Source organism: Cellvibrio sp. 25HG11W-0, assembly GCF_057815475.1.
In genome coordinates, this window is sequence record NZ_CM174230.1 from 4,411,622 (window position 1) to 4,429,658 (window position 18,037).

Below are 18,037 nucleotides of genomic sequence, written 5' to 3' on the forward strand. Positions count from 1 at the left end.
ATGGCTTTTCAGATCCGGTGTGCAAACCCTAATTCGCTCCAAGCTCCTGATGCTATTGAACATGTATCAAAATTAGGCATAAATCCAGAGTATGTGGTTGCGCGGGATAAGGCGGGCAAGGTGCTAAGCAAATTCAAAGATAGCAAATGGGATCTCCGTGTCTACGGTTCAAAATGCGCCTTAAATTTTAAAAGCTGGTGGGATGTAAAGGCTCAAGGACCAATGGATACGTTATCCTGCCGAATTACAGACGAGATCAAGACTATTTGCTGGCTATGCATATTTGAAACGACGACTAACGCGGGGCGCTCTCGAGGAGTGGGCTTTATCGAGAGCTCAATGTCCGTATTGCGAGCAATTGCCAAAATAGCCCATGCGCTCAACTTATCGCTAGCTGAGGCAGATAGTAGCGCAAAGTTTCAGATTTCTTTACGTAGCTCAATCGCAAATGTAGATAAAGGATTTGCGACTGGACCAGTTATAGTAGGGCTACTGCAGGATATTGCATTCTGGAATCAAGTAAAATCAATCGCGTGCGCTGTGCCTCGACTAGTACCCGAGGCAGAACTAGACGATGTATTAAGTCTCATTCAAAAGAAAGCGCATTTAAGGCTAGATAAAAGGGAGCAACACCCGCTAATTCCTACGCGGTTGCTAGGAAAAATAATCAGCGGTTCACAGGAACAACTGAAAGCTGCTGAGCCATATTTGCCGCGCCTTGAAGAATACATCAAAGCACTGAACACCGACCCACGACTGAGTGCGGGTGTACGCTATCGGTACAACGGCAACCTCAAGCGAGTGAAGAGACTCTATCCTGATCGCACTTACCAGAAATGGCCCGACGTTCAAGGGCAGAACCTGACCACCGAAGCCACACTTAAGCAATTTGGCTTAACGAAATATGCCAAGCGTGTAGGGCTCACTCATTTGTCATCGATCGATTCACATATAACCCACCTGCAATTACTGTGTGTATTCTTGATTCACTCCTTTTCAGGTATGCGAAGATCCGAGGTGCAGGTGATGCCTTTTGAGTCCACTGTGTGCTCTACAGCCAAAAGTTTTGGCAATGTGCCTGTGTTCGTATCCCATCTTCAAAAGTTTACGCAAAGAGGCAACTTTAGTCGCCCACTTGTATGGGCGACCTCAGAGGAGGGATTGTATGCCGCACGGTTCGCGCAGCAACTTTGCCTCCTCAAATGGTATTTAGACCATCCTGTTGAGGAATTACTTCCAAACAATAGTCCGCTTTTTATAGGCGATGAGTTTAGAAGCTCCGCCCCCGAGATTCACTACTCGTTGCCGATTGCAAAGACCCCTTTTGAGCCAAACTATTGGCGCGCCGCCTGCCAATCCCTAAATCTGATCATTGAAGCCGAAGATATAGAAGAACTACGCACATTCGACGCATTTCGCGCGTGGGATGAAAATCCTAATTTCGAAGTGGGAAAACTTTGGCCGCTTACTTCACATCAATTTCGACGTTCAGTTGCCGTCTACGCGAGTCGTTCAGGCATGGTGTCACTGCCAACATTAAAAACTCAGTTTAAGCACTTGTCCGAAGTCATGACAGCGCTTTACGCAGAGAACTCCACCTATGCGCAAAATTTTCTGCTGGATGAGAGCGGCAAACCTTTTGATGGCAGCAGCGTACTTAATTCATTCCGAGATGCCATTGCCTTCAATACGAGCGTACGCTTCCACGAGCAAGTAATTCAATCAGAGACCAAATTAGGCGGGCCTATTGGTGCTGAAATTCAGCGCGCAAAGGATAAGAATCGTCTACCTAAAATATTTCAAAGCCGGACAGAGACACAAAAGGCGGTGAAGCAGGGTCGATTGAACTTCAAAGAGACCCCGGTGGGTGGGTGTGTTCTTAAAGGCAGCTGTCCGCATTTCGCTATCGATATAATCTTACCTTGTACAAGTGGTTGTAAGCATGCAATCTTAAAACCAGAAAAACTTGAGACTTATATTGAGAGTCTTCGCTTTGATTTGGCTTCGATTTCACCAAAGAGTCGCCCCTACCAACTTATTAACCAAGAGATTGATTTTATAAACGCTACATACTTGAAACCTGCGACAACTGAGCTATGAAAATAACCAGTACCGTCAAGGAATATTTGGATGCACTAGAGCGCCTCAAAAAAAACGCGCCTGTTCGCGTCCCTAAGGGGTCACCAATCAATAAGGACCAAGTCGCACTTGAAGCAGGACGAAAGCGCGGCACCATTCGTAATCGTCCAGGCTTTGAACAACTTATTGCAGAAATTGAATCCGCAACAAGCGAGCAATCTCCTCCTGCCAAAAAGAAACGCACTCAAAACAACCCAAATCAGTCTACTGAGATAGAGCAGCTCAAACGTGACCTCGATGTTGCACGCAGTCGCTACATGTCACTTCTGTATCTTAATGCAGAGATGGCAAAGGTTATCCGTAAACTCGGCGGAGAAGTTCCTCAGTATGGCATAGTGACTGATGTACTAGTAGATCCCAATAGCACCGATGCACCTTACTAATGAGTTCAAAATATGTTAGACCATCCCTACAGTACCTTAACACCAGAACGAATTCTTGATGCCGTTGAGCGCTTGGGATATCAATGTGATGGTCGTTTAAATGCATTGAATTCTTACGAAAACCGTGTGTTTCAAATCGGAATAATCGACTCCGCCCCAATCATCGCAAAATTTTACAGACCATCTCGGTGGTCGTTTGAGCAAATAAGTGAGGAGCATGACTTTTGTAGAGAGCTTGCAGTAGCAGAGTGGCCAATTGTTCCACCGTTAGTACATGAAAGCGGAGTAAGTGCTCATCGGGACGGAGAATTTACATTCGCATTATTTCCGCGAGTCGGAGGACATGCGCCAGAGCTAGATAACTTAGACACATTAGAATTACTCGGTCGCTCACTTGGAAGATTACACGCGATTGGATCAGTAAAGCCCTTCAGCAGTCGGCCACAGCTTGATATCCAGAGTTATGGTATCGATAGTCGGGAATTTCTCCTGAGTAATGATTTTATTCCACCGAGCCTCCTTCCTGCCTATGAATCACTGACCAAAGATATTATTAAAATAATAGAACAGCGATTCAGTGAGTGTACGTATACACCAATTCGTATTCATGCCGATTGCCACCCAGGCAACATTTTATGGCGAGAAGACCGAGGTGTATTTGTTGACTTCGATGACTGCCGCATGGGTCCAGCTGTACAAGATTTGTGGATGCTGTTAAGTGGTGATCGCCTAGACCAAACTACACAACTCGATTCGCTATTAGAAGGCTATGAGATGTTCCATGACTTCAACGATTCTGAGCTAATTCTGATCGAGCCACTCCGAACGCTGCGTATGATGAATTATGCTGCGTGGATTGCACGGCGATGGACCGACCCAGCATTTCCTTCAGCGTTTACGTGGTTTAACACCGAACGTTACTGGGCAGAACACATACTGCAGCTACGCGAACAATATGCAAATCTTCAAGAACCTGCGCTTGTGAGGTCATCAGGAAATTATTAGAGAATTTTTTCATTCCGAACTGGATTGCGAGGGTGTATATTTGCACCGCAGTTTGGCCCATCTTTGCATTCAGTTTTGACCCATTGCTAATAAATGCAAAGCTATATTTTTGTTTGGATTCCTGGACTTTTTTCAGGGTCATTTTTGGATACCAAAGTGGGGCAAACCACGATGCAAGTCAACAGAATGATATACGTGAGTATTACGCTTGCATCAACAAGCAGCAATCGGTAGCGACAGGAGTTCTTGCTTAAACCTGCCAAAGATATTAACTGTAGATTCATATGATCTAGCGAGTGAAGTTTGTTCTGCTTGATAACCAAGATCTAGTTCCAGCTCTGAATCGTAAGCAGAGCTGCAATCGACTGTCAGGATTACATTCGTGGCGAGATTATCGTCCCCCTTTAGAATTAAAGCATCACATTCACGATCTTGTACCTTCGACATAGAGTCAAATTTAATAGCAACACCATCTGGTATTTCTTTTGCAACACGAATGGCGTACTCAAGAAGATTGGGCTCAGCAGGCATATAGAGAAAACCTTCTTCATTTGCTTCATTACTGCTTCGCAATATCCTGCCCAAAACTTGTCGGAAATGCAGCTCCGTTTTAACTCGGGTTAAGTGACAACACACTCGCAACCTAGGTATATTGGTTCCCTCGCTAATCATCCCAATAGAAATAATCCATTTTTCAGAATTAAATTTGAACGTGTTGATTATGTTTAGTGGATCTTCTTCTCTATAGGTTGCAATATAAGCTTGGTCTCCGGTTCGGCGATACAATATCTCAGAAATTTTATTGGCATGCTCTACCGAGGCAGCGACAATAAGACCACCTGCATTTGAGTGCTGCTTTCTAATTGAGGATAATTTTCTTGACGCCTTATCGATTAAGTAGGAAATGAGAGCTTCATTCTCTATCAATTGTTGATAGGAGCATTTTGATTTTTTCAGTAACTCACCAAAACATGAAAACTTAAACACTTCATTATTGTGCTTAATCCAAACCCTATCATTGTCAATCAGCGTGATTTTTGGGGTTCTACACACGTTGTCCGCAACTGCCTGCGTCAAACCATATACATAGTCGCAATGAATTTTATGTTGTTGGCAATAACTCGAAAGTGCAATAGGAATTTGATCGGAACGCCAAGGGGTGCCCGTAAGCGCTAAAGAATAAGTAGCACGACCTTGAATATGCCGAATGATTTTTTGTCCCCATGCATTCGCATTACCCAATCCATCGCCAGCACAGTGATGAATTTCATCAAATATCACAAATATCCTGTTCGTATCAAATAGCTTCCAAAACGCATCATCTAAATAAAGCATTGCTTGGTAGGTGAGTGAACGTCCTTTAGAGCCTAACAGTCCGTCCATTCGGGCATTGGTATGATCTGCGAGTGCATGCTCAAAGTCACTTGATACTGTCACTGAGGGTGAAAAGCATAGAACGAGGTCTATTAGATTTTGCTCCAGCAGCTTAGAGGCCAAGACAGAAGCCATAACAGTTTTGCCTGCCCCTGGTGTAGCCAAGCAGAGAAAGTGATTACCCGGTACTGAGAATTTATTTAGAGCTTTCGAAATACAATCGGATTGCCAGCGTCTTAATTGCATATGTTTATCTTGAATTCAATGAGATGAGATTTTCGAGCGCTTTAACTTTCCCTAATAATTTCGAGCACCTATCTCGCGAATCGTTATAAAGCGATTGAATTTGCCCGCGCATCTCTGGCAGCTCTTTGTAAATTGCGTCGTACTCTTCAGTTTCACCCATTGTGGTAAGTAATTCCAACTTTTGTTGATTTAGCCTTTCGGTAAGGCTCCCACATATCTTTGAAGCCGCCGGCACCATCGACTGACCTGAAATGGGAGATACATTAGAAGTTAACCTTGCGTTAAAGCTTTCAGTAAAATGATATTTTTGCCAACCGCCGTCAGGATCGATTTTTTCCAGCTCACCAGTTTGAAGAAGCCGCTTCATGTTTCTATAGACAAATTGCCGTGCGGGCTTTACGTCCGAGTGAGAGCAAAATGGGCTTGCCATGTAGACGGAGACGGCTTGGGCAACCGTAAAACGGCTCCCTATCAGTTCTTGGAAAGCACTAAATACTTCATGCTTTAGGTGTTTTGGCTTCATTTGATGCTCATTGGACTTGTAGTGAATTTCGCTACATTCTAGCTTGTATCTAATATCGCTACAATGAAAACATCTTCGTACTCACCTCATTATGAAAAGCTTCGCTTTTGGCTGAAGCAAAAGCGAGCGACAACTTCGTTAACTTTGCGTGACCTAGCTCCTATGATTGGAGCCCATTGGACCAGTGTTGGGAAAATGGAGCAAGATAGAAAGAAGATAGAGCTTGTAGAATTCGTGAGGTACTGCCACGCGATAGGAGCAGATCCTCACGAAGGGATTGAAGTGATCATTCAGTCGATTAAAGAAGCCGAGCGAAAAGATTGATCTTGTAGCGAGCATGCTTACCAATTGCCGTAGTACTCACCCAAAAAATACTCGAAAAGAGTTCAGCTTATGAATTTAAAATCTTATTTTCGGAGGTGCTCTTAAGTTAAACCGGACATTAAACTCAATATCCGGCTTAAGACTTAGCTGTTACACCTTATTTACCGCCACAATTACCGCAGCACACAGTTTCTTTTTTTTCAGGCGTCCTAGCTGGATCGATTGTTAACACACCACCTCTTGATGAGGAAAATAAACCCCACACAACCTGCCAGCTCACTGCTAAAGCACCGACGATAAAAACCACGTCACCAAATGTACGTACCCAGCGCAAGGTCACGAGTAAATCGGATTGCATAAACGATTCACTACGTGCAAACCACAGCCCCTCCGAGGCACTCGCGGCAAACTGAATAATCCCAACCGGTAACAAACTGGTGAAAAGCATTAGCGCCAAACCTATGTTCATCCACCAAAACGCCACCTTCATTAATTTATCGCTAAACACTAATTGCGGGCGAATATAGCGAAGAATTAATAGTGAGAAACCGAGCGCCAGGAATCCATACACGCCAAACAAAGCCGCATGGGCATGTGTCGGTGTAGTATTTAAACCTTGCACATAGTAAAGCGCGATGGGTGGGTTAATCATGAATCCAAGCACACCCGCACCAAGCATGTTCCAAAATGCAACCGCAACAAAGAAGATCAAAGGCCATTTTATTTGTTGCATCCAAGGCGCACGATTTTTCAAACGCCAGTTTTCCCAAGCCTCATAACCCAGCACCACGAGCGGTACAACTTCGAGGGCGCTGAAGGTTGCCCCCACGGCCATTACCGGTGTGGTGGTGCCAGCGAAGTAGAGATGGTGGAAAGTGCCGGGCACGCCGCCCAACATAAATAACGATGCCGACGCCAGCGTGGCCGCCGTTGCCATGGGCCGCGATACCAATCCCATGCTGCAGAAGATAAACGCGAGTGCAGCGGTTGCAAAAACTTCAAAAAAACCTTCAACCCAAAGATGCACAACCCACCAGCGCCAATACTCCATCACCGAGAGATGTGTGCGTTCACCATAGAACAAACCGGCGCCGTAAAATAATCCGATGGCAACGACAGATGCGGTTAACAGGGCTAATAAATTTTTATCGCCAGGCTGTCTTAACGCCGACGTAATACCGCGCATCATTAAAAATAACCAGAGTACAATTCCAATAAATTTTCCTATTTGCCACACCCTACCCAAGTCAACGTATTCATAACCTTGGTGACCAAACCAGAAACTTAGATTGGTCGGTATGATGTGCGCGATGGCAAGAAAATTGCCGATAAACGAACCAACCACCACCGCAATCAAAGCCCAGAAGAGAATATCCACCCCTAGCTTTTGATACTTGGGATCTTTACCGCCGTTAATAATGGGCGCGAGGAATAATCCAGCCGCGAGAAAACCCGTGGCAATCCAAAACATGGCTGCCTGAATGTGCCAGGTACGCACCAACGAATAAGGAAACCACTCAGACACATTAATGCCGTAAAACGTTTGCCCTTCCACGGTGTAATGCGCGGTGAACCCGCCCAGAAAAACCTGGAAGGTAAAGAGTGCGACCACAACAAATAAATATTTTCCCAATGCGCGTTGCGAAGGCGTGACAGCAAAGGTTGTAATCGGATCGACATCTGGAGCAACTGTCTCCTCCTCATTTTCTTTGCGCAGAAACGCCCATGCCCATACCAGAGCGCCTACACCAAAAACTAACAAGACAACGCTGGCAATTGACCACACGATATTTTCTGCGGTGGGCTTGTTGTCGATCAGCGGTTCATGGGGCCAATTATTAGTGTAAGTCGCTTCACCCGGTGTGCGCTCGGTTGATGCTGCCCATGCGGTCCAAAAGAAAAACTCTGTCATGCGTTCACGTCGCTCCGAATCAGGCAGCGTGTTTTCTTTCATTGCATAATTTTCACGCGTTTTTTGTAGCTCCGGGGCATCACTGAATAACCGCTGATAATAATCGGCGGTTTGTGTAATCGCCTGAACACGGCGTACTGAAAGCACCACCTGATCGGTATCCGCGTTGTAAGTGTTTGTGCGATAGGCCACTTTTAAATCATACTGCAGCGCGTTTTGTTGCGCGCCATCCAAGTCAGCATAGGCTTTACCAAAAGTAGCTTGTGCGGCTAGCTCCAGCCAGTTCAGCAATTCGCGATGCAACCAATCCGCAGTCCAATCCGGTGCCTGATAAGCGCCATGCCCCCAGATCGAACCCAATTGCATGCCGCCAACCGATTGCCACGCAGTTTGCCCATCCAGAATAGAATCGTGAGTCATCAATACCTCACCACCTTCACTGACAACCTGTGCCGGGATCGGTGGTGCGTTGCGATAGACTTCGGTACCAAAATATCCGAGCAGTGAAAAGGTAACGGCGAGCACACCAATCAAGATAAACCACAGCTTGCGATACTCACCCATGATTCACCTCCAGGGCACCATCAATACGATCAAATAAAATATTGTTTTCAAGATGAATATGATCCATCAGATCCGCCTTTAAAGTTTCTAACCCCAGGTAGAGTGCGCGCCAGGTATTACATGCCCCCTTGGGTATAACAATACCGTGCGTGATGTGAGCAATATCCGCGAGTGCAGCCCCGTGATCGTCGTGTTCGCGGCGCATCATCGCAATGGGTTGGACAGCCATGCCAGTAATGCCACGGCTAATCATCGGAAACAGAATTTGCTCCTCCTTCTGCATGTGGTTTTCCAGCTCTTGCAGCATGGTTTCCAAAAGTTGCGCCAAACCTGCAGGGCACTCGGTATGCCCGCCATGAACCAACTCCACTCGCTGGGCAAGGCGAATCAGTTCCGGAAGTTGTTGACGATGCACATCGTGATACCGCGTGAGTATGTGTTCGATCAATTCAATGTCCGGCACATTTACCCATTCTTGTTCCCTTGGTTGCTGCGATTGCAGCACCTGTAACTCACCAGCAAGTGCATCCAAGTTCAGATCGCGTTCACTTGCTGCATCGCGCAAGCTTTTCTTTCCGCCGCAACAAAAGTCCAATTGGTGTTTATGAAAAATCGCGGTGGCCCCCGGAATACTCCGTGCAAGTTGGCCAAGACTTTGGTCGGTAATAGTCATAATGTCACTCTCCGGCTGCAATAAAACGACGGTAATTAAAGGGAACCCGGCAACTCTGCCAAACAACCTCGTTAAGATGCATTGTAAATGCATCTTATAAAGATGTAAAATGAATGCATGTTTAAAGGTAAAGATTTTATTACCGTCCACTTCGCGCTATAGATGAAAGAGGAACTGAGAATGCCTGCCCACTCCACACTGTCGCAGACTGTAAAAGCCGGTTACCTCACGCTTGCATGCTTATCATTGCTGATCGGTGTGGTTGGTATAGTGACTCCACTATTGCCAACTACACCGTTTCTATTATTGTCAGCATGGTTTGCTGCAAAGGGCTCACCGCGCCTACACCAATGGTTAACAAGTCACCCTCGGTTAAGTAAGCCCCTGCGCGCATGGCAACAAGAGCGGGCAATTCCATCCTCTGCTAAACGGTTGGCAATATTGATGCTTGCTTCCAGTGGGCTGTTATTAATATTTTGGGGAGTTCACTGGGCGATTATCAGTGCCACCTTGTGTTTATTTGGCGCGATCGCAGTTTTTATTTTTACGCGTCCCTCGCCACAAGATGAAGATTGCATAACTCCCGACAACATTATCCTGTACAAAGGATGCAAGGTTTACAGCGATATTCGCGCCTATGCCGATCCAGAGGTTTTTCATGAGTAATTTTTTTCAATCACAATCGATTCTTGCACATCCTTTCCGCCCATTCTTTTTGCTCACGGGTGTTTATGGAGTTATTACTGTTATTGCCTGGATGAGCTTTTTGTTTGGCGGACTTTCACTGCCATTGGGATGGTCGCCGGTACACTGGCACAGCCATGAAATGTTATTTGGTTTGATTCCACTGGCTATCGCCGGTTTTTTGTTGACGGCAGTATGCAACTGGACCGGTGCAGCTCCATTACAGGGCAAAGCATTACTCGCGCTGATAATAATCTGGTTCGCAGGCCGCGTTGCCATGTGGACAGCAAGCTGGTGGCCAGTGGGTATAGCAGCAGCGGTTGATTTATTATTTATGCCCGTGATGGCTATCTATATGATCCGCGTATTATTACGGCATGGAAATAAACGCAATTTACCCATTGCGGCAATTTTGCTATTGCTGAGCCTCGCTAATGTAATGATGCATATCGGATTTATCACGAGTGACCCGCAATGGTTACGGCGTGGTGAATTAATGGCACTGGGTTTAATTGCCTTGATGATGATTGTGATTGGTGGCCGAATTTTTCCGCTCTTTACGATCAACTGGCTGCGTAATCAAGGCATTCAAATTGAGTGCGTAAAATCATTCGCTGCTCTGGATCGCGCTGCACTCCTCGCCACGCTGTTGTTAATTCCCGCCGACTTTTTCACCGGCACCTCCTGGTTAACCGGCGTTATGGCGTTAATTGCAGGCGCACTCAATGCCTTGCGTTTGATCGGCTGGTCAGGTTGGCGCACTGCACGGGAACCGCTGTTGTGGATTCTGCACCTCGGCTATGGCTGGATTGTTGTCGCGCTCTTGCTCAAGAGCGCCGCAGTCTTTAATCTCGCCGCCCCTACTGCGTGGCAACATGCACTGGGCGTCGGCGCCATGGGTACCCTGATTCTGGGAGTAATGACCCGTGTAGCCCTTGGGCACACCGGCCGCACACTCACCCTACCCCGGTTTGCAGTAGCGATTTACGTGGCTATTACACTAGCGGCATTGGCTCGTGTATTAGCCGCATTACAACTACTGGATTACCGCGTAGGATTGTTAGTGGCCGCTACAGGCTGGTCGCTCGCCTTTGCCACATTTACCTTGATTTATTGGCCAATACTCACTCGCCCACGCGCAGATGGCCGCCCCGGATAAGAAGAGAAATCTATGCACATAACCCGTTATACTGATTATTCACTGCGTGTACTCATGTACGTAGCACTCAAGGGTGAAGAAATTTCTACTATTGGCGAAATTGCAGAGAGCTACGACATTTCAAAAAACCACTTAATGAAAGTGGTTCAAGAACTCAACGCCAAAGGCTATTTAATTGCGGTGCGGGGGAAGAATGGTGGGCTGCGCTTAAATGGCCGCGCTGACGATATTAATATCGGTAAGCTAGTGCGCGACACTGAACAGGATTTAGCAATAGTAGAGTGCTTCACGGGCGCTCAGGGCTGTACCATCACACCCGCATGCCACCTTAAAAATGTATTTGCGGCGGCATTGGAAGCTTTTTTTAACGTGCTCGATCAATACACTCTGGCCGATCTACTAACAAAACAAAAACAACCAGCGTTGATTAAATTGTTGCGCATCAGTTAACCAATGCTTACGACAAGCCATGCAGTATATCGGAAGTAATAATTCCACTTTTTTGGCGAATTTTTATAAAGTCGGGAATAAAATCAAAACTGACCAACACGCCACCGGTAACCTGGTTCGATACCGTCAACTCTCCGCCCAGATGTTTAGCGCGTTCTGTCATAATGGCCAACCCATAATGATTTATTTTTTCCGGCGAACCCGGAAGGCCACTACCATCATCTGCGATAGTTAAACTGATCGCTTGATTTGCATTTTGCCACAAGCGGATATCCAAATTTTTTCCTCCACTATGATTTATCGAATTTTGACTAGCCTCTCGAATAATTTGCAGTAAATGAATTTCCTCATTGGGCGTGAGGGGAATATTACTTAAGGCAAAATCAAAATGAATATTCATCGAATTCTGCGCACGCAACTGTTCAATACCGGATTCAAGCGCAACCTTTAAACCGCTGCCATCGATTTTTAAACGGAACGTGGTTAATAACTCACGCAATTGACGGTACGCGCTATTTAACCCTTCACGCAGCTCACCAGCTACATCTTCCATAGTAGTTTTATCTTCGCGATCAATGGCTTTATTGAGGCGTGTCACCTGAATTTTTAAGTAGGACAGCGCCTGCGCGAGAGAGTCATGCAATTCGCGCGCAATAGCATTGCGCTCCTGCAACACCGCCAGGCGGCGCGATTGGTCTTCATCGGTTTTTAAGCTCATACCAATCGCCAATTGGTCAGTAGCGGATTGGATTAGCTGCTCTTGCCAAGGCGACAATAACTTTTGCTCATCCACCCGACACACTATTAATCCATAGTGCCTCTCATTACGCGTCAGTTGAAAACGATAGGTTGCCGTTCCATTCACCTTTTCTACCACACCCCGGCTGGATAAACATTTTGAACAGTTTTGTTTTTTGCACAGCTCGGCATTAATTTCACTCGCCGGTTTTATTTGCAGATAAGGGCTATTACCCTCGGTGGTCATTAAACATAGCTCTAGGTTTTCCACACTGATAGTCTCCCCCAAGCGAGAGATTATTTCATCGTAATTAATACCTTGTGGGTTATGTTCGATAATAAGCTTAGAAGTGTCATATAAAAATTGCAGTGCGTTGTTGGACCGTTGCAACTCTTGGGTTTTTGCATCTACTTGCTGTTCCAGATGATCATAACTATTGGCAATCGAGCGGCTCATAAGATTAAACGTGGCTGCAAGAACACCCAATTCATCTTGGCTAACTACAGGTATTTGATGACTGAAATCACCATGGGAAATTCGTTTAGCCATCGCCGTCAATTGATTGAGTGGCTGCTCGACATTGACTCTCAGTGAATACATCACTAACGCTGATACCAACAAGGTTGCGAAGAGCGCGACAATTTGTACCAAACGGAAACTGCGCACCTTCTGTTCTGCATCTTGTTGAATAGTTTGCACCAGTGCATCCAACAACTGGATATGCTCATCCAACAGCAATTGCAACTCTTGATCTGTCAGTGCACTTTGTTTTTGCTTAATCCGGTTGAATTCAGGCAATAACTGCTCGCGCCAGTTGTTAGCTGCGCGGGTGTACAACTCACTAATTGTTGGTTTTTCATGTAAAAATGGAATGAATACCGGGTTACTCCAGGTTTCATCAATTTTTTGCTGTGCAGCAATCCATTGCGCCGTATCAGTCATGTCATCCAGTGCCAGCAAGCCCAAGCGATAACTTTGCATGCGCAAGGAACCAGCGACATTAATCGCCAAAGAATCGTTTTCAGCACGCTCTGACAACCAATAGGAAATCAACATAGTGCTCATGCCTAAAACAACAATTCCGGCAAGCGCCACGCTGACACGAACAATAATGGAAGATTTAGGTGCAAGTGAGTTCATAAGACAGCTTCATTTAAAAGAGAAAAATACCCATTTGGAGGTATTTTATTACTATCCTCTAGCCATTTAGGGAAATTGCTAAAAAGGTCTTTTTAGCCGATAAGCTCTATTAACTAGTGCCAATTAAACAACAAGAGGCTTAACTATGAATACTACCAACACTAGCAGCTCTTGCGCCAAAGATATTATGAGTAGCACTTTATTAACTGCTTATGAGGGCTGGACTATCAGCCGTTTGGCAGACTTTTTTATTAACCGCAAAATTTCTGCAGCCCCTGTTATAGCCTCAGATCACGAATTAGTTGGCGTGGTCAGCGTAAGCGATGTTTTTAAATTCAATAATCTCAACGAGCGCGACAAAGGTAATGCCTTGCGCAACCACTATCGGGATAGTTGCGGTCAGGATATAAATGAGGAAGTGCTACGATCATGGGTAAAGGATGCCGATAAAAACTGTACCGTTCATCAAATTATGAATCATGAAGTGATTGCTATTGACCAGGGCGAATCAATAAAGTCAGTGGCGAAGATACTCCTTGATCAGCACATACACCGCGTTTTTGTAACCGACAACAATAAAGTGGTCGGTGTTATTACAGCTATGGATGTGCTCGCCGCGCTCAATCAGAGTTAATTTTTTTGTATTTTCTGTGCCGATTTATCCGGGCCGCTACCAGCATTATGGAGCGGCCTTTTTATTGGAGTACCCCTTCTGTATTGAGGCTTATTTTTTAGCCTCATATGCATTGCCCACAACAATTAAAAACTCAATAAATTCATTAGTTTAGCTAACAAATACAAATACTCACTTAGTGGTAGATGAGCAGTTTTCCTGCACTTTTCACTCACTGGCAGGTAGCGCATGAATGGCGCAGTATTCAAGTGTCAACCGTGAACCGAAAGCGCGCCATTAGCATAACCACGTTGGGCTTGTAATGGATTAACGCGCACACTTTTAGGAGCTGCCGAAGAATGAGTCATCTACTCGACAAATTACGTTTTTTTAAAAAACGTCAAGAACCCTTTGCTGATGGGCATGGTGTTACCACCGATGAAGATCGCTCTTGGGAACAAGGTTATCGTCAACGCTGGCAGCACGATAAAATTGTGCGCTCAACCCACGGAGTCAATTGCACCGGTTCTTGTAGCTGGAAAATTTACGTAAAAGACGGTTTGATCACCTGGGAAACCCAGCAGACAGATTACCCTCGTACCCGCCCCGATTTACCGAACCATGAACCACGCGGCTGCCCTCGCGGCGCCAGTTACTCGTGGTATATCTACAGCGCTAACCGTTTGAAATATCCTAAAGTGCGTCAAGCTTTGATTGAGCTGTGGCATGAAGCGCGCCAAGAATATTGCGATCCCGTGGATGCATGGGCATCAATTGTAGAGGACCCCGCACGCGCTAAAAAATATAAATCTCGCCGTGGCCTCGGTGGATTTGTGCGCGCCCATTGGGGCGAAGTGAATGAAATTATCGCCGCCTCTAATGTCTACACCGCAAAAAAATATGGCCCTGATCGTATCAGCGGCTTCTCGCCCATCCCCGCCATGTCGATGGTGTCTTATGCAGCAGGCTCACGTTATTTATCGCTGATTGGTGGCAACTGTTTAAGCTTTTATGATTGGTATTGCGACTTACCACCCTCATCACCACAGGTGTGGGGCGAGCAAACCGACGTGCCTGAATCCGCCGATTGGTACAACTCCAATTACATTATTGTGTGGGGCTCTAACGTTCCACAAACACGCACACCAGACGCTCACTTCCTATCCGAAGTTCGCTATAAAGGCACCAAAACCTGCGTCATCACTTCTGATTATTCAGAGGCATCAAAATTTGGCGATACTTGGCTAGCACCCAAACAAGGTACCGATGCCGCACTGGGAATGGCCTTTGGTCATGTGATATTAAAAGAATTTCACATTGATAACCCCAGCACTTATTTCACCGAATACGTCAGACAATACACCGATATGCCCATGCTGGTGATGTTGGAACAACAGGGTGACAACTTAACCCAAGGCCGTTTTTTACGCGCGGCGGATTTAATCGATAACCTCGGCCAAGAAAATAATCCCGATTGGAAAACCATCGCGATTAATTCACAAACCCAAGAATTCATTAGCCCTAATGGTTCCATTGGTTATCGCTGGGGTCAAAGTGGCAAATGGAATTTGGAAAATCGCGTTGACGAAAATGGCGCAGAAGTTAAAACCCATTTAAGCCTCAAAAATCATTGCGATGAAATTGTGGATGTCGCCTTCCCGTATTTTGGCGGCATGGAACACGAACATAAATATTTCCACCACACCAATCACAGCGCGACTCAATTACGCAAAGTACCTGCACGCAAAGTGGTATTGGCTAACGGCAGTGTTTGCTGGGTCGCCAGCGTATTTGATTTGATGGTTGCGCATTACGGTGTTGACAATGGTTTAGGCGATGAAAACGTTGCTAAATCCTTTGATGATGACGTGCCTTACACTCCCGCATGGCAAGAAAAAATTACCGGCGTAAAACCCGAAGCGGTGATTCGTGTTGCACGCGAGTTCGCGCGCACAGCGGATAAAACCCACGGCCGCTCCATGATCATTGTCGGCGCAGCACTTAACCACTGGTACAACATGGATATGAACTACCGTGGCCTCATCAACATGCTGATGATGTGCGGCTGTGTCGGCCAAAGCGGCGGCGGTTGGGCACACTATGTTGGCCAAGAAAAATTGCGCCCACAAAACGGTTGGCTGCCATTAGCGTTTGGTTTGGATTGGCAACGCCCACCACGCCAAATGAACGGCACCTCATTTTTCTACAATCACGCCAGCCAATGGCGCTATGAAAAATTGGACATGACCGAGGTACTCTCGCCACTGGCCAATAAAGAAAAATGGAGCGGCAGCATTATCGATTTTAATGCGCGCGCCGAACGTATGGGCTGGCTACCTTCTGCTCCGCAATTAAAAACCAATCCCTTAACGATTGTTGCCGCCGCCAAGGCCGAAGGTAAATCGCCTAAAGATTATGTAGTCGAAAAATTAAAAACGGGTGAAATAGAATTCTCCTGTGTCGATCCTGATGCACCGGAAAACTTTCCGCGCAATTTATTTATTTGGCGCTCTAACTTATTAGGCTCCAGTGGCAAAGGCCACGAATACATGCTCAACCATTTACTCGGCACCAAACACGGTTTGCTTGGCAAAGACTTGGGTGCCGATGGCAAAAAACCGGAAGACGTGAAATGGCATCATGAAGGTGCAGAGGGCAAGGTGGATTTATTAGTCACTCTGGATTTCAGAATGTCCACCACCTGTTTGTACTCCGACATAGTGCTGCCAACGGCAACCTGGTATGAAAAAGACGATATGAATACGTCGGATATGCATCCGTTTATTCATCCGCTCACCAAAGCGATTGATCCGGTGTGGGAATCACGCAGCGACTGGGATATTTTTAAAGGCATCGCCGAAAAATTCTCGTCGCTCTGCGAAGGCCACTTAGGTGTCGAACAAGATTTTGTTACGCAACCGATGATGCACGATTCACCCGACGAACTGGCGCAGCCCTATGGCGTTAAAGAGTGGTGGAAAGGCGAATGTGAGGCCATACCCGGGCTGACCATGCCCAACATGGTGGTGGTAGAGCGCGATTACCCCAACACCTATAAACGTTTTACTTCACTTGGCCCGCTGCTCGAATCACTCGGCAATGGCGGCAAAGGCATTAAGTGGGATACCAAAGAAGAAGTGGAATTCCTCGGTAAATTAAATCGCATTCACTATGAAGAAGGCGCGCACCAAGGCCGCCCAAAAATTGAAACAGCGATTGACGCCTGCGAAGTTATTTTATCGCTAGCACCGGAAACCAATGGCCATGTAGCGGTAAAAGCGTGGGATGCACTCTCTAAAATTACCGGGCGCGATCACACCCATTTAGCCAAACCAAAACAAGACGAAAAAATTCGCTTTGCCGATATTGTCGCGCAACCGCGCAAAATTATTTCAGCACCGACATGGTCCGGCCTGGAAGATGAACACGTTTCTTACAACGCCGGTTATACCAATGTGCATGAATATATTCCTTGGAGGACGATTACCGGTCGCCAACAGTTTTATCAAGACCATGAATGGATGCGCGATTTTGGCGAGCAGCTGTGCTGTTACAAACCGCCGGTGAATTTAAAAACCATTGATCCGGTCATGAATCGCACACCCAATGGCAATAAAGAAATTATTTTGAACTGGATTACACCGCATCAGAAGTGGGGCATTCACAGTACCTATAGCGACAACCTGTTAATGCTCACCTTATCGCGCGGTGGCCCGATTGTGTGGATGAGTGAGATTGATGCAAAAACCGCCGGTATTGAAGACAACGATTGGATCGACATCTTCAACGTGAATGGTGCAATTTCAGCGCGCGCCGTGGTATCGCAACGGGTACCACAAGGCATGAGCATGATGTACCACGCGCAGGAGCGGATCATAAATATGCCCGGCTCATCGCTCACTAAAACCCGTGGCGGAATGCACAACTCAGTGACCCGCGCGATTATGAAACCCACTCATATGATTGGTGGTTACGCACAACAAGCATATGGATTTAACTATTACGGAACCGTTGGCTGCAACCGCGACGAGTTTGTAGTGGTGCGCAAAATGAGAGAAGTCGATTGGTTAGGCACGCCATAACCCGAACCGTTTTTTTGCAAACCACAA

The 18,037-nt window shown here is 46.2% G+C and carries 14 protein-coding genes; 9 read left to right on the plus strand and 5 right to left on the minus strand.

Annotated elements, in window-relative coordinates; all coding sequences use genetic code 11:
* Genes AC0KUT_RS18525 through AC0KUT_RS18535 form a run of 3 tightly spaced genes read left to right on the plus strand, consistent with a single transcriptional unit; the run spans window position 1 to window position 3,527 of the window.
* Window positions 1-2,100: a hypothetical protein gene (locus AC0KUT_RS18525; protein WP_488831879.1), complete on the plus strand. Its 2,100-nt coding sequence runs from the start codon at window positions 1-3 to the stop codon at window positions 2,098-2,100.
* Window positions 2,097-2,522, plus strand: a complete 426-nt coding sequence (locus AC0KUT_RS18530; RefSeq protein ID WP_488831880.1) for a hypothetical protein — start codon at window positions 2,097-2,099, stop codon at window positions 2,520-2,522. The genes AC0KUT_RS18525 and AC0KUT_RS18530 overlap by 4 nt, the downstream gene beginning before the upstream one ends.
* A gap of 12 nt (window positions 2,523-2,534) precedes the next feature.
* The gene (locus AC0KUT_RS18535) at window positions 2,535-3,527 is read left to right on the plus strand and encodes a serine/threonine protein kinase (protein ID WP_488831881.1); all 993 of its coding nucleotides are present in this window, start codon (window positions 2,535-2,537) and stop codon (window positions 3,525-3,527) included.
* 213 nt (window positions 3,528-3,740) lie between these two features.
* Here the strand turns inward: AC0KUT_RS18535 and AC0KUT_RS18540 are convergent, their stop codons facing one another.
* Together AC0KUT_RS18540 and AC0KUT_RS18545 are read right to left on the minus strand one after the other, a co-directional pair.
* Window positions 3,741-5,147 (minus strand): DEAD/DEAH box helicase, encoded by a 1,407-nt coding sequence (locus AC0KUT_RS18540; protein ID WP_488831882.1) that lies wholly within the window; start codon window positions 5,145-5,147, stop codon window positions 3,741-3,743.
* Window positions 5,148-5,151: 4 nt separating this feature from the next.
* Window positions 5,152-5,670 (minus strand): hypothetical protein, encoded by a 519-nt coding sequence (locus AC0KUT_RS18545; protein WP_488831883.1) that lies wholly within the window; start codon window positions 5,668-5,670, stop codon window positions 5,152-5,154.
* A gap of 63 nt (window positions 5,671-5,733) precedes the next feature.
* Between AC0KUT_RS18545 and AC0KUT_RS18550 the strand changes: the two genes are divergently transcribed.
* Window positions 5,734-5,994, plus strand: coding sequence for a helix-turn-helix domain-containing protein (locus AC0KUT_RS18550; RefSeq protein ID WP_488831884.1), 261 nt, complete (start codon window positions 5,734-5,736; stop codon window positions 5,992-5,994).
* 157 nt (window positions 5,995-6,151) lie between these two features.
* Here the strand turns inward: AC0KUT_RS18550 and AC0KUT_RS18555 are convergent, their stop codons facing one another.
* A complete protein-coding gene (locus AC0KUT_RS18555; RefSeq protein WP_488831885.1) occupies window positions 6,152-8,470 on the minus strand; it encodes a nitric-oxide reductase large subunit in 2,319 nt (772 codons plus the stop codon).
* A complete protein-coding gene (gene ytfE / locus AC0KUT_RS18560; protein WP_488831887.1) occupies window positions 8,463-9,143 on the minus strand; it encodes an iron-sulfur cluster repair protein YtfE in 681 nt (226 codons plus the stop codon). The genes AC0KUT_RS18555 and ytfE overlap by 8 nt, the downstream gene beginning before the upstream one ends.
* A gap of 162 nt (window positions 9,144-9,305) precedes the next feature.
* Here ytfE and AC0KUT_RS18565 point away from each other — a divergent pair, with 162 nt between their 5' ends.
* The 3 genes from AC0KUT_RS18565 to AC0KUT_RS18575 are packed head-to-tail and all read left to right on the plus strand — an operon-like array spanning window position 9,306 to window position 11,436.
* Window positions 9,306-9,809 (plus strand): YbaN family protein, encoded by a 504-nt coding sequence (locus AC0KUT_RS18565; protein WP_488831889.1) that lies wholly within the window; start codon window positions 9,306-9,308, stop codon window positions 9,807-9,809.
* On the plus strand, window positions 9,802-10,986 hold the full coding sequence (locus AC0KUT_RS18570) for an NnrS family protein (protein ID WP_488831891.1): 1,185 nt from the start codon (window positions 9,802-9,804) through the stop codon (window positions 10,984-10,986). Before AC0KUT_RS18565 ends, AC0KUT_RS18570 begins: the two co-directional genes overlap by 8 nt.
* A gap of 12 nt (window positions 10,987-10,998) precedes the next feature.
* Window positions 10,999-11,436 (plus strand): Rrf2 family transcriptional regulator, encoded by a 438-nt coding sequence (locus tag AC0KUT_RS18575; RefSeq protein WP_488831892.1) that lies wholly within the window; start codon window positions 10,999-11,001, stop codon window positions 11,434-11,436.
* Between the two features lie 7 nt (window positions 11,437-11,443).
* On the opposite strand, the gene AC0KUT_RS18580 is transcribed toward AC0KUT_RS18575, so the two are convergent.
* Window positions 11,444-13,315 (minus strand): histidine kinase, encoded by a 1,872-nt coding sequence (locus AC0KUT_RS18580; protein ID WP_488831893.1) that lies wholly within the window; start codon window positions 13,313-13,315, stop codon window positions 11,444-11,446.
* A gap of 145 nt (window positions 13,316-13,460) precedes the next feature.
* On the opposite strand from AC0KUT_RS18580, the gene AC0KUT_RS18585 reads away from it, so the two are divergent.
* A complete protein-coding gene (locus AC0KUT_RS18585) occupies window positions 13,461-13,949 on the plus strand; it encodes a CBS domain-containing protein (RefSeq protein ID WP_488831895.1) in 489 nt (162 codons plus the stop codon).
* 338 nt (window positions 13,950-14,287) lie between these two features.
* Window positions 14,288-18,010 (plus strand): nitrate reductase subunit alpha, encoded by a 3,723-nt coding sequence (locus tag AC0KUT_RS18590; protein WP_488831896.1) that lies wholly within the window; start codon window positions 14,288-14,290, stop codon window positions 18,008-18,010.
* Window positions 18,011-18,037: the final 27 nt, after the last annotated feature.

Coding starts and splice junctions, on each gene's coding strand:
- AC0KUT_RS18525 (WP_488831879.1), top strand. CDS start 1: ATGGCTTTTCAGATCCGGTGTGCAAACCCTAATTCGCTCCAAGCTCCT.
- AC0KUT_RS18530 (WP_488831880.1), top strand. CDS start 2,097: ATGAAAATAACCAGTACCGTCAAGGAATATTTGGATGCACTAGAGCGC.
- AC0KUT_RS18535 (WP_488831881.1), top strand. CDS start 2,535: ATGTTAGACCATCCCTACAGTACCTTAACACCAGAACGAATTCTTGAT.
- AC0KUT_RS18540 (WP_488831882.1), bottom strand. CDS start 5,147: ATGCAATTAAGACGCTGGCAATCCGATTGTATTTCGAAAGCTCTAAAT.
- AC0KUT_RS18545 (WP_488831883.1), bottom strand. CDS start 5,670: ATGAAGCCAAAACACCTAAAGCATGAAGTATTTAGTGCTTTCCAAGAA.
- AC0KUT_RS18550 (WP_488831884.1), top strand. CDS start 5,734: ATGAAAACATCTTCGTACTCACCTCATTATGAAAAGCTTCGCTTTTGG.
- AC0KUT_RS18555 (WP_488831885.1), bottom strand. CDS start 8,470: ATGGGTGAGTATCGCAAGCTGTGGTTTATCTTGATTGGTGTGCTCGCC.
- ytfE (WP_488831887.1), bottom strand. CDS start 9,143: ATGACTATTACCGACCAAAGTCTTGGCCAACTTGCACGGAGTATTCCG.
- AC0KUT_RS18565 (WP_488831889.1), top strand. CDS start 9,306: ATGAAAGAGGAACTGAGAATGCCTGCCCACTCCACACTGTCGCAGACT.
- AC0KUT_RS18570 (WP_488831891.1), top strand. CDS start 9,802: ATGAGTAATTTTTTTCAATCACAATCGATTCTTGCACATCCTTTCCGC.
- AC0KUT_RS18575 (WP_488831892.1), top strand. CDS start 10,999: ATGCACATAACCCGTTATACTGATTATTCACTGCGTGTACTCATGTAC.
- AC0KUT_RS18580 (WP_488831893.1), bottom strand. CDS start 13,315: ATGAACTCACTTGCACCTAAATCTTCCATTATTGTTCGTGTCAGCGTG.
- AC0KUT_RS18585 (WP_488831895.1), top strand. CDS start 13,461: ATGAATACTACCAACACTAGCAGCTCTTGCGCCAAAGATATTATGAGT.
- AC0KUT_RS18590 (WP_488831896.1), top strand. CDS start 14,288: ATGAGTCATCTACTCGACAAATTACGTTTTTTTAAAAAACGTCAAGAA.